We start from the raw sequence: 15,284 nt of genomic DNA on the forward strand, positions 1-15,284 counted from the left end.
TTATATAAAAAGACTATTTCAGTCCCATCCATTTTTTCAGCACAGCGCGCTGATCTGCTGTAATGCCTTCCGCCATAGATGGCACGAGTTTCACATTCGGGTTGGCCTTCAGGGTAACTTTGATCTCTTTATCCAGCAGATCTCTTTTGATCTTTAGTGTAACCACATCACCAACCTTTTTACCCAGCATCAGCGGCATGCCTGCTACAGCCGGTTCCGATTCAGTACCATCAATGCTGATGATTTCATCACCCACACTCAGTCCGTCCGTCCATGCACCGGAATTGCGCGAAACCGCAACAACAACCGCATGCCCGGCAATTCCACGGGTAGCAACACCCAGGTAAGGAACATTTTTACCTTCGTTTTCATTCTGAACCTTGATTCCGGCATAGCCGAAATACTTTGCGTACTCTATAGGATAAACGCCATTAACATACTTTGCCCAGAAATCATTCATGCTGATACCGCTGACTTTTTCTGCCATCGCCCTGAACTCGGCATCGGTGTACCCTTTGCCGCTGGCTTTACATTGCAGGTACATTGCTTTCATAACATCATCCAGGCTTTTTGTACCTTTTGTAGCGTTGATAATCTCCAGATCCAGCAATAAGCCAATCACTTCCCCTTTGCTATAGTAGGACACGGTTGAGTTATTCGAGTTTTCATTTGGCCTGTAATATTTAATCCAGGCATCAAAGCTGGATCCTGCAGCAGATTCAATTTTTGCACCGGGAGTATTGATAATATTGGCGACTTTACCAATTAAATCACTAGCAAATTCATCGGGAGTATTGTATCCTGCACGAAGCATGAACTTATTCTCGTAGTAAGAGGTAAAGCCTTCGGCGATCCACAGGTTTGTTGTATAATTTTCATTCTCATAATCGAATGGCCCCAGTGCAACGGGACGCAGGCGTTTTACATTCCAGAGGTGATGGTATTCATGCGCCACCAAACCAAGAAAGCTGTTGTATCCAGCTTCTGTGGCATAACTTTCCCTGTCTACACCAAACACAGTAGAGTTTAAATGCTCCAGTCCGCCGCTGCCTTTTGACAGGTTATGGATAATAAAAGTATAGTGCAGATTTGGATTTTCCCCGTACACCGCCGTTGCCTCTTCCACGATCCTGGGCATGTCTTTTTTCAGACGCTGAGCATTGTACTTACCGCCACCATACATGGCTACAGTGTGTTTTACCCCTGCTGCCATAAATTCGAAGACATCCTGGTTACCTACTTCAATAGGGCTGTCATACAGGATGTCAAAGTTTTTGGCCGTATAGGTAAAAGGCTGGCCAGCTACAGGCTCCAGTCCCGTAGAAACTTTGTCCCAGCCTGTAAAAGGAATAATTTTTACGGTGCTGCCGGTTGCCAACTGGTTTTCCGGGAACATAAATATGCCTGTAGGGGATAAAAAGGCATGACTGGCATCCACAAAAGGAGTACGTACAGATACTTCAAATGCATAAACACTGTAATTGATCTGCAGGGATTTAGCATTGTTACTGTATATCCGCCAGGTATTCTTTTTTACTTTTTCCACTTTGACAGCCGCTTTTCCGGCCATTGCAGTCACATTTTCTACATTTTTGGAAAACTCCCTGACCAGGTAGGAACCTGGTGTCCATACGGGCATTTTGATATCAATATAAGCTTTGGCAAGGCCGGAAACATTCATTTCAACAGCTGCGTAATGCGTTTGCGGTTCTTTGAAACTCACTTCGTAACTGATTTTAACCTGTGCGCTGGCAGCCAGAAAAGAAAGACTAAATACCAGTGCTACCAATGCTGTTTTTTTCAAATTCATATGATCTTTTTCCGGCAAATTTAAAACATCTGTTAGTGGATGATGGTTAAAAACATAAATAAGCTGTAACATCCTTAATACAAGTACCGTTCGAGCAGTAATTTGAATATTTTTGTTTTCACTTAATCGCTCCCATAACCTTATATGAAACTGAAATACGTCGTTTATACCCTTCTTTTTTTGGGGATTGTTTATCTTGTTTATCACCGTATCACTGCCAATAAAAAACTGGAGGGATCGGGTGCCGGTGGCGGTAGTAAAAGTGGCGCCAAAGGTGGTAAAACACAAAGTTTCGCGGTAAACGGCGTCGTTATCAAACCAACTTCTTTCGCCAGCAACCTGGACATCTCAGGAACTATCGAAGCCAATGAATCTGTGGCTTTGCAGAGTGAAGTATCCGGACTGGTGACAGGAATCTTTTTTAAAGAGGGCAGTACTGTGACCAAAGGAAGTGTACTGGTAAAAATTAACGACCGGGATATCCAGGCGCAGCTGCAGGAAGCACTTACCAAACAAACCTTATCGGCAAGCAATGAAAACCGTGCGAAACAGCTGCTTGCAAAAGGTGCGATCAGTCAGGAAGAATACGATATTGCACTGGCAGACCTGAAATCGCTGAAAGCACAGGGCGCACTGATCAGGGCCCAGCTGGCAAAAACATCGATCATTGCCCCATTCAGTGGAAAAATAGGCCTGCGCTCCATATCTGTTGGGGTATATATCACGCCTACAACTGTAATTGCAAATTTACTGAGCACCAATCCAGTAAAAGTTAACTTCTCCGTACCGGAGAAATATATGGGACAGATCAAATTAAATTCGGGTATCACCTTCCGTACAGATGGCTCCAGCCAGATTTATACGGGTAAGGTTTTCGCCATCGAGCCCGGCATCAACGCCCAAACCAGGACCCTGCAGATTAAAGCACTCGCACAAAATAATAACAACCAACTGCTGCCAGGTTCATTCGCCAAAGTATCACTGGTACTGAGCAATGTTGAAAATGCCATCCTTGTTCCCAATGAAGCTATCATCCCGGTATTGAAGGGGAAAACCGTATTTGTAAGCAAGAATGGCAAGGCGAAACAGATAGAGGTTCATTCCGGCACACGTACAGATGCGAACATCGTCATTACCTCTGGTCTGTCTGCTGGTGATACAGTTTTAACAACCGGTGCAATGACCCTCAAAGAGGATGCACCAGTGAAAGTGTCTGTGGTTAAATAATAAACATACCGAAATGAGTATATCTACCACGAGTATAAAAAGACCTGTTCTGGCGATTGTGATGAACCTGATGATTCTCCTGTTTGGAGTTATCGGCTACACTTTCCTGGGCGTAAGGGAATTCCCAAATATTGATCCTACAGTAGTGAACGTGCGTACTTCGTATCCTGGGGCCAACTCTGATATTATAGAATCCCAGATTACAGAACCACTGGAGAAATCCATTAACGGGATTGACGGGATCAGGAACATTACTTCTTCCAGCAACCAGGGAAGCAGTAATATCACCATTGAGTTTAACCTGGATAAAAATATCGAGGAAGCCGCAAATGATGTGCGTGATAAAGTTTCACAGGCAGCAAGGAGCTTACCAAAAGATATTGACGGTAATCCGGTAGTGAGTAAAGCTGATGCCAACTCCGACCCGATCATTACCATGACGGTGCAGAGCGATAAAAGAAATGCGCTGGAACTGAGTGATTATGCAGAAAACGTGATTGCTGAGCGGATACAAACTATTGCCGGAGTTAGCGGTGTGCAAATCCAGGGACAAAAAAGATATTCCATGCGTATCCGCATTGACCCTACCAAACTGTCAGCCTATGGATTAACTTCACAGGATATTGTAACCGCGCTCGACAATGAGAACGTGGAGCTTCCTTCAGGTAAAATTACCGGTGCAAGCACAGAGCTCACTGTAAAAACGCTGGGCAAGCTGACCAACGAAGAACAGTTCAATAACCTGATCCTGAAAAACGACGTCAACAATGTAATCAAACTGAAGGATGTAGGCTACGCGGAACTTGGCCCTGAAAACGAAGAAACTATCCTGAGAGAGTCAGCACGGCCGATGGTATCGGTAGCACTGATCCCATTGCCCGGAGCAAATTACCTGGAGATCTCAAAAGAATTTGACAAAAGATTTGAGCAGCTGAAAAAAGATATTCCAAAGGATATGAAACTGAATATCTCTCTGGACAACAGCAAATTTATCAAAACTTCAGTAACTGAGGTTGCGGAGACCATTATCCTTTCACTGGTACTGGTGATCATTATCATTTACCTGTTCTTCCGCGACTGGGCAATTGCTGTCCGGCCGCTGATCGATATTCCGGTTTCACTGGTGTTCACATTCTTTATCATGTATATCTGTGGATTTTCCATCAACGTACTGAGTTTACTGGCTATAGTACTGGCCACAGGTTTGGTAGTGGATGACGGGATCGTAGTCACGGAAAATATTTTTAAGAAGGTGGAAGAAGGGTATTCACCTTTTGAAGCGGCTATAAAGGGATCCAATGAGATCTTCTTTGCCGTTATCTCCATTTCCATTACGCTTGCAGCTGTGTTTTTACCGGTTGTGTTCCTGCAGGGATTTGTTGGCCGCTTGTTTCGCGAATTTGGGATTGTAATCGGCGCTGCCGTACTGATATCAGCTTTTGTATCGCTGACGCTGACTCCAATGCTGAACGCCTACCTGATGAAAAGTACAGGACATACAAAATCCCGCTTTTATAATTGGTCAGAGCCCTATTTTGTTGCACTAAATGACAATTACGCAGAAAATCTGGACAAATTCCTGAATAAAAGGTGGCTGTCTATTCCTATTATCGTGGTCTGCGTAGGACTGATAGTGCTGTTCTGGAAAATTCTGCCAAAGGAAACCGCGCCATATGATGACAGGAGCCTCATAAATATGAACATCAGTACTCCTGAAGGATCTTCTTTCGATTACACAGATGCCTTTGTAACAAAAATCAGCAAGATGATCCAGGATTCTGTACCGGAAAAAGCTGTGCTGATTACCATTAGTTCACCGAGTTTTGGGGGCTCAGGTTCTGTCAACAGCGGGATTATCAGAATGGGGCTTACACCTCCTGATGAGCGTGAGCGCTCGCAGGAAGAAATTGCGGCACAGCTGACCAGGATCACCAAAAAATACTCGGAAGGTAAAGTAGTAGTTACCCAGCAGCCAACGATCTCTGTTGGTCGCCGCGGCGGTTTACCGATCAGTTACATCATCCAGGCACAGAACTTTGAAAAGCTGCGGGAAAAGGTGCCTTTGTTTATGGACGAGGTAAGTAAAGACCCTACGTTTACGGTATCAGACGTGAACCTGAAATTCAATAAACCGGAGATCAATCTGACGATCGACCGGGATAAGGCTAAAAATCTGGGTGTATCTGTTTCGGCAATTGCACAGACACTACAGCTTGGTCTCAGCGGCCAGCGCTTTTCCTATTTCTTTATGAACGGAAAGCAATACCAGGTAATCGGTCAGTTTGACCGCGGAAACCGGAAAGATCCTCTGGATCTGAGCTCTGTTTATGTGCGCAGTGATAAAGGCGAGCTTATACAGATCGACAACCTGGTTACAGCCAAAGAAGAGAGCAGTCCGCCACAGCTTTACAGGAACAACCGTTTCACCGCAGCTACTGTTTCTGCAGGGCTATCACCAGGTAAAAGTATAGGTGATGGAATTGAGGCCATGGACAGGATCAGCGCAAAAGTGCTGGATGAATCTTTCTCTACCGACCTGAGCGGTGAATCCAGGGATTTCAAGGAAAGTTCTTCCAATACGCTGTTTGCATTTGGACTTGCACTGCTGCTGGTTTACCTGATCCTCTCTGCCCAGTTTGAAAGTTTTAAAGATCCGGTGATCATTATCCTTACCGTACCAATGGCTGTTGCGGGAGCTTTCCTGTCCCTCTGGTTATTTGGGCAGAGCTGGAATATCTTCAGCCAGATCGGTACCATCATGCTCATCGGACTGGTAACCAAAAATGGTATCCTGATTGTGGAGTTTGCCAACCAGCTGAAAGAGGAAGGTAAAAATGTACATGATGCGATCAGGGAAGCTTCGGTTTCGCGTTTGAGACCTATTTTAATGACCAGTCTTGCTATTGCCATCGGTGCACTCCCTATTGCTATGGCACTAGGTGCTGCTGCAAAAAGCAGGATGGGTATGGGTATCGTAATTGTGGGCGGTACAACGTTTTCGCTTGTACTCACGCTATTTGTAATTCCTTCTATTTATTCCTACTGGTCTAAAGAACACAAAGCAAATACTGAACTGGAAAGATCTCTTAAAGCAGCATTGGCTGAAGAAACTGCTACAGCCTAAACTACAGACAAATGAACAAACATTTATTTTTTTCGTTAGCATTGCTGATCACCTGCTGTACACAAATCGTGAACGCACAGGACACGCTTCGCCTGGAAAACGCTATAACGACTGCCCTGAAGAACAATTTTGATATACGCCTGGTTTACAATGATGTGATCATTGCCAAAAACAATGCGAACATAGGAAATGCGGGAATGCTCCCTACCCTGGGCGGAACTTTCAGCGATGGCGGCAGCAGGCAAAATACTACGCAGACGCGTTCTACCGGTGCGCAGGTAGAAGCTAACGGGGTAAGAAATACCAACAGCAGTTACGGAGCGGCTTTGGACTGGACGATCTTTGACGGACTGCAGATGTTTACCAACTATGAGCGGCTGAAAGAATTGAAAAAACAGGGTGAAGCGGGTGCAAAATCAACTATACTAAGCACGGTATCTGATGTAGTGGCAGCCTTCTATTCTGTAGTGCGGCAGCAGAAACTGGTACGCGCAACTGATAGTGCTATGGTTGTTTCCCGGCTGAGGGTAGTTATTGCCGAGAATAAACTGCAGATCGGCAGAGGATCTAAACTTGATGTACTCACTGCCAAAGTGGATTTCAATACAGATACAACTACTTATCTGCAGCAAAAAAATACGCTTAACACCTCCAGAATTACTTTGAATCAGCTGATGGCCAGAGACCTGAATACCATATTTGCAGCAGATGAAAAGTTTGAGATTGAGAGTGACATGAAACTTGCCGAGCTGGAAGCGCAGACCATGCAGATGAACCCCGACCTGCAGTATGCCATTATCAATAAAAGACTGGCTGAACTAAACCTGAAGTCTGTTAAAGGACAACGCTATCCTGTGGTAGCTGTAAACGGAGGATATCAGTTTTCGAGAAGTGCCAGCCCGACAGGCTTTACAACCAGACAGCGGGCAGACGGTTTTACTTATGGACTGACGGCTAACCTGAATGTTTTCAACGGCTTTCTGCAGCGACAGAACGAAAGAAATGCGAAGGTACAGATCAGCTCTTCTGAAATGACGCTCGACAAAACCAAACAGGATGTTACGGCTTTGCTGATCTCCACCTATCAGAACTACCTGACCAATCTTGACCTGCTGAAAGTGGAGACCGGCAACGTAGACCTGGCCAAACAAAACCTGGATATTACCTTTGAAAAGTACCGTCTGGGCAGTATCAGTCCACTCGAATTGCGTGAAGCGCAAAGAAACTCCATTAACGCGATTATACGTTTTCTGGATGCTGAGTATCAGGCGAAACTAACGGAAATCAATCTCAAAGAAGTAAGCGGCACATTAAAAGTTCAATAAAGTCGTTACTTTTGTATATGATTTTAGTAGCAGATAGCGGGTCGACCAAAACAGATTGGTTAGGGTACAACTCCGGGAAAACGATTAGTTTCAACACACAGGGTATTAACCCTTATTTTTTAAATGCACAGGATATCTATAAGGTCCTGTCTAAGGTACAAATGCTGGGTGAGTTTGCTGAAGAGGTAAAGGAAATCTATTTTTATGGTGCAGGCTGCTCTACACCAGACAAACATGAGGTGATTTCCAATGGTTTATCACTTTTCTTCCCAAAGGCTTTTATCAGTGTTGAAAATGATCTGATCGGTTCTGCCTATGCAACCTGTGGCGATGAAAAAGGCCTGATCTGCATTTTAGGTACGGGTTCAAATGTTTCCTATTTTGATGGAACAGCAACCTATGACAGTAATTATGGTTTAGGATATATCCTGGGCGATGAGGGATCAGGAACCTACTTCGGCAGAAAAATGATTACTTCTTATTTGTACAAGCAAATGCCGGAAGACCTGAGGACGCTTTTTGCACGTGATTATGATATCGACAAGGAAACGGTAATCACCAATGTTTACCAGCGTCCGCTGCCCAATACCTATCTGGCGGGATTCAGCCGGTTTATGTATGAAAACAGGCATCATCCTTATATCCTTCAGGTACTTGAAGATGGATTCCAGGAGTTTATCGATGTGAATATCAAAGATTTTAAAGACTATAAAACTATTGCCTGCCACTTTGTAGGTTCAATTTCTTTCTATTATCAGGACATCCTGACGAACGTTTGCGAAAGAAACGGCATCCGCGTTGGAAAGGTACTGCAGAAACCTATCGAAGGGATCTTCAATTACATCCTCAGAAAAGAAGGCATCACCATCTGATCACAGTGGTGACACCCTATATTGCTTAGTATACTGCCTTGTAATTGACAAGGATATTATATTTTAAAACTTCATTCGGGAGAACTTCGGCAGGGCTGAGTTCTCCCTTGTCATTTGACAGGGAGGAAAAGAGTTTCCCATCCTCTTCTCCGGTCAAGACAGAATATCTTCCCGGTTTGAGTCTAATGGAATAATGGCCTGCCGTATCACTTTTAACTTTGGCCACCAATTTTGTACGTACCGTGGTATATAAGGGTGCGCTCCCTTCTGCATCTGCTGCCCCGGCAACTTCATAAATAAAGACTGTACGCTGCACGCCTTTCGGTGTGTCTTTCTGCCCGGGGCCGGGCATCATATTTCCTTCGGCAAAGGTTACCTGTCCGGAGATTCCTTCCTTCAGCTGAGCCTGGGTATTTCTTACTGTACACGCTGCAGTCGCAAGGAGCATTACCCCACATAAAAAAGCATTGTAAAATTTCATCTGTATAGTTATTAAAGTTAAATTTGATCATACTCCAAACCAACGTTCATGCAAATTATCAGCCATTTATGATGAGTCATTGCAGCTTAACAAAGTTTGGATGGTATATACTCTGTTTTGCCTCGCTGAACAGCTCTTGGCTTTACGCTCAGGAAATCATCAGGCCGAATGTAACAAATTCTGCATTCTTAAAAGAAAACAGTGTAACATTACTCGATATTTCCGGTATAAACAGGGCAAATGCCTTTGCACTGGCTAAGGCCAAAGGATGGGAAACAGCCAGGGCTGACAGGGACGGAAATGTTTTGAGGCTGCAGCGTACAGATGAACTTGGTTTACCCATATATTACACCACTACAAATAATATAATTGCCGCGGGCACCACCCGTACTACCAAAGTTTACTCAGGGGGAGGTTTAGGCCTCGCGCTTAATGGCAGCGGCATTGCTGCAGGTAAGGTTGCCTTGTGGGATAGTGATGCCGTGCTTGCCAGCCATGCTGAATTTGCCGGCGGGCGGATTGAAGTGCGGGATAAAACGACCAGCACAGCAGTTCATTCCACACATGTTGCAGGAACAATGATGGCTTCAGGCATCAATGCCATTGCCCGGGGGATGGCCTTTGCACTGCCTAAATTATATGTATTTAATTTCGACAATGATACTCCGGAGATGTCTGCCAATGCGGCTACACTGCTGATTTCCAACCACTCCTACGGCACTGCTGCCGGGTGGTCGCAAAATACCAGTGTTACGCCTGAGCGCTGGGAATTTCTGGGGGCGCCGGGAGAAAATGAGGATTACAAGTTTGGCTATTATGACACTGAATCTTCGGAATGGGATAAGATCTGTTACAATGCCCCCTATTACCTGCCCGTAAAATCTGCTGGCAACAGCAGGATAGTGAACGGACCCGCTGTCGGGGAAGTTTTTTACAGGTTTAATGCCAGTCGGGTGATGGCCAATGCAGGTCCGCGCCCCGCAGGAATAAGCAGCAACGACGGATATGATAACATTTCTACCTATGGCAATGCCAAAAACATCCTTACTGTTGGCGCAATCAACCCGCTGGGCAGCGGCCCTTACACCGCAGCAAATATCAGGCTCACCGCATTCAGCAGCTGGGGCCCTACAGATGACGGACGGATCAAGCCAGACCTGGTGGCCGACGGTGTAAGGGTGCTTTCAACAAGCAATGCCGGAAACAACAGCTACACCACTTTGTCAGGCACCTCAATGTCTACCCCAAACGTAAGCGGTTCACTGATCCTGCTTCAGGAACTATACAGTCAGAAGAATGCCAACAGTTTTATGAGGGCGGCTACATTAAAGGCCCTGGCTATCGGAACAGCTACCGACGCCGGCACAGCAGATGGCCCGGATTACAGTTATGGCTGGGGACTGCTCAATATGGAGGCTGCTGCCCAGGCTATATTGGATAATGGCACCAAAGCTAAGATTGCGGAGAATATTTTGTCGCAGGGCGACCAGCAGTTCTTTGAAGTAACGGCCGCCGGGACTGCTCCATTGAAGGGAACGATCTGCTGGACAGACCCTGAGGCTGTAGCCATCAGTTCGGTAAACGGGCTGAACAATAAAACGCCACGGCTGATCAACGACCTCGACCTGCGGGCGGTTCAAAATCAGGAAAGTTACAATCCCTGGGTGCTTGATCCGGCTAACCCCTCTGCAGCTGCTGGCAAAGGCGATAACACACGTGACAATGTTGAGCAGGTACTCATCAGCAATCCTGTTGCAGGAGCAGTTTACAGGTTTAAAGTTTCACATAAAGCCGTACTTAAACGGGGGCCTCAGGCATATTCTATAGTAATAACCGGCATCAACGGGAATGCAAATTTCAGTACTGCCGGGATCCGCAATGATGAACTCAACCTGATCGTTTACCCTGTTCCTGCAAAAAATGAAATCAATATCAGTTTTAATATTACTGAACCTTCAGCGGTACAGGTAAAACTTATCAATCTATTGGGCCAGGTATTGTATCAGGATGACAAAGCCGGGTTTACAGGCATTTATCAGAACCAGGTAAATATCTCATCTTATGCTGCCGGAATTTATTTTATCGTGCTCAGGGCGGGCACTAAATCGTATACAAAAAAATTCATCTGCACTAAATAACAGATATCAGAGGATTCTCTTTTCAATTTCCAGCTCAATCATATGGGCTATATTTTCCAGTTTCACCTGGTCATCCGGCCCGAAATCCCTTGGTTTTCTATCCACGATGCAGATTACACCGATGTTGAATCCCTCTCTTGTGCCAATTGGTGCTGCGGCATAAAATCTCAGTCCGTGTTCTCCGGCAACAAATGGATTTGACAGCAGACAGCGTTCCTCCAGCACATCGGCGTAAACCGTCACATCATCCTTCAGAATTGCCAGTGAGCATAAACTCGTACCCCGTTCTACCGAAAGGCCGTTTTTCACTTCCTGGCTGGCCTTTGTCCATACATTATTTTTGTCCACAAAATTAATCATGGCGATTGGCATATCAAAAATTTCAGCTGCAAGGGCCGCAAGCTGATCAAAGACAGGCTCAGACCGGGTATATAGAATAGCGTATTTTTTAAGGTTATCCAGGCGCTCCTGTTCGTTCTGCGGAATTATATTCCTTCCAAAGGTATTTTCCAAGTGTGTGCTTAATTACGTTGACTTCAGGTTCAGTTCTGCATAATTATGCAATTACTATTCCTTTTAAAAAAAACGCCCTGAAAATTAACAAACACTACAGGAATACCAGGAGGGGTCCGTCGGGATGACATTAACGTACTGCCTCTTCAAAGCGCTGGAACTGCCATTTTGCTTTGGCATCCTTTTGGAAGAACACCTTATAACTCGAATCGGGCGGCAGGGTAAAATGAAATGACAATGACGTTTCCGCAGGATCTTTAGGTATGAAACTGGGAAGTAAGGTATTAGCTATCGCCTGTATCTGGTCTTTTAACTGCATATAGTTTTTAGGAATGTTAATGACAAAAGTATCATTTCTTTTCACCAATCACGGCATTATAGTTGCTCAGCAGAGTCAAATCATGAATAGAATACTTGTTGTAGATGACGATCCGGACTTGCTGGAAGTTGTGCAGTTAATTTTAGAGGAGAATAACTACAGGGTCTTTCCCCTGATGACCGGCAGACCGATTTTCAGAATTATTGAAGAGTTTAAGCCCGATCTTATCCTGATGGATATCAGGCTGGATGGTATGGACGGCAGGGCAATCTTTAAGGAGATCAGAACACGGGAGATGACGGCACACCTCCCGGTTATTCTAACTTCAGGCGGTTTCACTGAGGATTATGTCATGAGAGAGGCTTTACACTCTTCAGACTATCTGGAAAAACCTTTTGAAATGTCTGTCATGCTAAAGAAGATCGAGAAACTTCTTTAACAGCATTCAGTTACATTATATTTTAGTGATTTTAAATTCTGTTCTCCGGTTTTGCTGGCGGCCGAGGAAGTTATCTTTTCCGTTAGGGAACTGATTGGGTGCTATGGGCTTGCTGAAACCATAACCTTTGCTTTTCAGTCTTTCAGCAGCAATCCCCTTAGTGATCAAATAGTTCACGCAGGAATGGGCCCTTTTATCTGACAGGCTGAGGTTATAATTTTTTGATCCTACATTATCCGTATGGGCACTCAATTCTATCTCCATTGTTGGGTTATCCATCAGGAGAGTATATAAAACATCCAATTGCTTTTCTGAACCCGGATTAAGCTCAGCACTGTTAAAGTCGTACAGGATATCCTTCAGGACAATAGGAACGTTAATAGCAAAGGCTTTAAGGCATAATTTAGGATTTACCATGGTATCGGCCTTGGCAAGCTCATCGTAGTTATAACTCAGCATTTTTTTCAGATAATCCTGTTTTTCTGCGGTGATCTTAAGAGCACGGTTAGAGTTGATCCTGAAAACGTACCTTCCGTCGCGTCCCACGGTCATTCTCATTTCCTGCGAGGAATCACTGAGAGTGACCACAGCTCCGCTTAAAGGTTTTTCCGTCTGACAATCCACAACTGTTCCCTGCACTGTAATAAATTCCTTTCTTACATGGAAGATCTCCAGGCAGCAGACAGATTCCCTGTCCGAACTGATATATCCTTCGGTGTCTGCATCGTTTAAGGGGGTAAAATAAGCATCGTCTTTTGAAGAGTTAAAAGGGTATCCCAGATTTCTCGGCTCTGTCCAGCTGGCAAAATCGCCTTCACTTTCATAAAAATCCAGTCCTCCTATCCCTATTTTTCCGGCACTGCTGTATAATAACTTTTTGGTTTTGAAATTGTAATAGGGAGCCTCTTCATCCTCTTTGGTATTGATGGTGTTCCCCATATTAATTGCTTGGCCCAGTGTGCCATCTGCCCTTAGTATGCAGTACCAGAGGTCATATTTCCCGATTCCGCCTGGTCTGTCTGATGAGAAAACAAGGTACTTGCCGTCTTTGGTGATAAATGGCTGCATGGAATTGAATCCAATGATATTTACTTCGGCACCCAGTTCTTTGGGGGCCGACCAGGTAGCACCGTTGCCATGTGAAATATTGACTTCGTAGATTTTTCTGTTGCCTTTTGCGGTCCAGCTGGTGAGGTACATGATTCTTCCGTTTGGATGAAAGGCAGGAGCAGCAAATTCCTTTCCTGTTTCTACCGCACCGATCCTTTTTACCGAGGTTGCGGCCGCCAGCGGATCGCCCGATGCCTCATAAATGGCATTGATATAAGGCGTTTCCTTTTTAACTACTTTGGATTTGGTTTGTTTATCTTCAAGTACTTCGTCTTTCCCTCCCTTGCCTATGGATACCGGACGGGAAGAGGTAAAATAGAAATTATTATTGAGCTGAAGCGGTGTATAATTGGACCCTTTATCGTTGATCTGGTTAAACAGTTTACTGAATTTATACAGGCGCGGATAGCGCATTTCATAGAGTGCAAAATTGCAGGAGGCCACTTCAATTTTAGCCTTGCTTGTATACTCGTCTGCTGTTTTATACTTCTCCAGGAAATCTTTAAACGCCGGGATCGCTTCTGTGAATTTCTGGTTGGCACGGAGGCACTCTCCATAGTAAAAAGAGCTCAGTACGTACTTAGGCTCAGGAAAATTCTTAGCCAGGGCATACCAGGCTTCCGCTGCCCTGAAATCTTTATACAATCTCAGTGAGGTAGCCAGCTGAAAAACGCAGTATTCATATTCTGCAAGTTTGGGGCTCTCCTCTTTCAGCTTATTTTCAAATGCATAGGGTACCACGAAGCCGATAGTATCTTTTGAGATCTGCAAAGCTCTTTTGTAGTATTCAGCTGCCGCATAAAACTCCTTGTTCTTGAAGTACAGATCGGCAATTTTCTTGTTATTGGAGGTGTATGCGGTTTGTGCCTTTACCACAAAACCGAAGAGGCATAGTAAAAGCAATATATTAAGCGGTTTCATAATCGGTAGAATTATAATCGTGGACAAAAGAAATTCGGACCCGCAGTTCCTTTGCGGCTGGTAAATGAAATGGATAATTCTAATCCTCCCTTACTACCTGTAGCACGGCTAAGGTTGGTGGTATTAAAATCGTAGCTTACGCCAAAGTTTAAGCTTTTCAGCTGCATGCCGATATACACAATAGAGGCATCTTCAAAGCGGTAATTTGTTCCGAAGAGGAGATTGGCTTCCGGGTTTACAAAATATTGTGCATAAGCACCTACAGATGTTTCGTAGGCTGTGCCCTGCTTCATATACAATCCGTTAGGGGTAATATCCAATGCATCGCTCATTTTGATACGGGCTCCTCCATGTACTGTTGCACGGATGGGTATCCTTACATCATTGCCCAGATAGCGGTCGATCGGCCTGGTTAGGTGGTTAGCCGCAACACCAAGAAAGGCGTTTACCTTCTTGTCGTCATTTGCATCAAAATACATCGCCCCGAAGTTTACATCCGGCACCAGTGTATTTGAAGAGCTGAAATTTTCCATAGTGGGCATACTGGGATCGTATACTCCCCCGTTGAACTGGCTTCCAGTGGTTACTTTTGATGGATCAAAACTTTTGTTGAGAATCCCCGCCTGGATACCAAAATTTACGATATCCAATCCTACCTGGCCAAAACGCACACGATAGGAGGCAGATGCCAGTGCGCTCAGGTAATTATAGTTCAGGGCACCTGCACTCTGATTTAGCACCATCCCTCCAAATGCAAGGTTGTTTTTAGGTGCCATATCAAATGAAGCACCTGCTGTAAGATATGAATTGGAGATGGAGCTCCATTGTTCCTTGGCGTTTAAACTGACCCTGTAATCTCCGTTGATTACACCAGTCAACCCTGGGTTAAGCCACAGGGGATTGGCATAATACTGTGAAAAGTGAGGATCAATCTGTGCATTAACCCTTGTAGTTCCCAGCAGGCAGCAGACAGCCATTGTGGCGATAATTATAAGTTTCTTCATG

The 15,284-nt window shown here is 44.8% G+C and carries 12 protein-coding genes; 6 read left to right on the forward strand and 6 right to left on the reverse strand.

Features of this window, described 5'->3' with window-relative positions:
• Positions 1-13 precede the first annotated feature (13 nt).
• On the reverse strand, positions 14-1,810 hold the full coding sequence (locus ABWY16_RS08355) for a M61 family metallopeptidase (RefSeq protein ID WP_353904186.1): 1,797 nt from the start codon (positions 1,808-1,810) through the stop codon (positions 14-16).
• Between the two features lie 144 nt (positions 1,811-1,954).
• Between ABWY16_RS08355 and ABWY16_RS08360 the strand changes: the two genes are divergently transcribed.
• Genes ABWY16_RS08360 through ABWY16_RS08375 form a run of 4 tightly spaced genes read left to right on the forward strand, consistent with a single transcriptional unit; the run spans position 1,955 to position 8,358 of the window.
• The gene (locus ABWY16_RS08360; RefSeq protein ID WP_353904187.1) at positions 1,955-3,037 is read left to right on the forward strand and encodes an efflux RND transporter periplasmic adaptor subunit; all 1,083 of its coding nucleotides are present in this window, start codon (positions 1,955-1,957) and stop codon (positions 3,035-3,037) included.
• Positions 3,038-3,050: 13 nt separating this feature from the next.
• On the forward strand, positions 3,051-6,161 hold the full coding sequence (locus ABWY16_RS08365) for an efflux RND transporter permease subunit (protein WP_353904188.1): 3,111 nt from the start codon (positions 3,051-3,053) through the stop codon (positions 6,159-6,161).
• Positions 6,162-6,172: 11 nt separating this feature from the next.
• The gene (locus ABWY16_RS08370; protein ID WP_353904189.1) at positions 6,173-7,486 is read left to right on the forward strand and encodes a TolC family protein; all 1,314 of its coding nucleotides are present in this window, start codon (positions 6,173-6,175) and stop codon (positions 7,484-7,486) included.
• Positions 7,487-7,503: 17 nt separating this feature from the next.
• Positions 7,504-8,358 carry an N-acetylglucosamine kinase gene (locus ABWY16_RS08375; RefSeq protein ID WP_353904190.1) on the forward strand — a complete coding sequence of 285 codons (855 nt, stop codon included), beginning with the start codon at positions 7,504-7,506 and terminating at the stop codon, positions 8,356-8,358.
• Between the two features lie 25 nt (positions 8,359-8,383).
• Here ABWY16_RS08375 and ABWY16_RS08380 read toward each other — a convergent pair whose 3' ends face one another.
• On the reverse strand, positions 8,384-8,839 hold the full coding sequence (locus ABWY16_RS08380; RefSeq protein WP_353904191.1) for a hypothetical protein: 456 nt from the start codon (positions 8,837-8,839) through the stop codon (positions 8,384-8,386).
• A 68-nt stretch (positions 8,840-8,907) separates the two neighbouring features.
• Here ABWY16_RS08380 and ABWY16_RS08385 point away from each other — a divergent pair, with 68 nt between their 5' ends.
• Positions 8,908-10,977: a S8 family serine peptidase gene (locus ABWY16_RS08385; protein ID WP_353904192.1), complete on the forward strand. Its 2,070-nt coding sequence runs from the start codon at positions 8,908-8,910 to the stop codon at positions 10,975-10,977.
• Positions 10,978-10,983: 6 nt separating this feature from the next.
• Here the strand turns inward: ABWY16_RS08385 and ABWY16_RS08390 are convergent, their stop codons facing one another.
• Together ABWY16_RS08390 and ABWY16_RS08395 are read right to left on the reverse strand one after the other, a co-directional pair.
• Positions 10,984-11,490: a GAF domain-containing protein gene (locus ABWY16_RS08390; RefSeq protein WP_353904193.1), complete on the reverse strand. Its 507-nt coding sequence runs from the start codon at positions 11,488-11,490 to the stop codon at positions 10,984-10,986.
• Between the two features lie 130 nt (positions 11,491-11,620).
• Positions 11,621-11,854 carry a hypothetical protein gene (locus tag ABWY16_RS08395; RefSeq protein WP_353904194.1) on the reverse strand — a complete coding sequence of 78 codons (234 nt, stop codon included), beginning with the start codon at positions 11,852-11,854 and terminating at the stop codon, positions 11,621-11,623.
• A gap of 37 nt (positions 11,855-11,891) precedes the next feature.
• Here ABWY16_RS08395 and ABWY16_RS08400 point away from each other — a divergent pair, with 37 nt between their 5' ends.
• Complete coding sequence (locus ABWY16_RS08400) at positions 11,892-12,248, forward strand: response regulator (RefSeq protein ID WP_353904195.1); 357 nt, start codon at positions 11,892-11,894, stop codon at positions 12,246-12,248.
• Between the two features lie 15 nt (positions 12,249-12,263).
• Here ABWY16_RS08400 and ABWY16_RS08405 read toward each other — a convergent pair whose 3' ends face one another.
• Together ABWY16_RS08405 and ABWY16_RS08410 are read right to left on the reverse strand one after the other, a co-directional pair.
• Positions 12,264-14,279 (reverse strand): OmpA family protein, encoded by a 2,016-nt coding sequence (locus ABWY16_RS08405; protein ID WP_353904196.1) that lies wholly within the window; start codon positions 14,277-14,279, stop codon positions 12,264-12,266.
• A gap of 11 nt (positions 14,280-14,290) precedes the next feature.
• The gene (locus tag ABWY16_RS08410) at positions 14,291-15,283 is read right to left on the reverse strand and encodes a PorP/SprF family type IX secretion system membrane protein (RefSeq protein ID WP_353904197.1); all 993 of its coding nucleotides are present in this window, start codon (positions 15,281-15,283) and stop codon (positions 14,291-14,293) included.
• Position 15,284 lies beyond the last annotated feature (1 nt).

The sequence above is a fragment of the Pedobacter sp. genome (genome assembly GCF_040513095.1).
Lineage (GTDB): Bacteria > Bacteroidota > Bacteroidia > Sphingobacteriales > Sphingobacteriaceae > Pedobacter.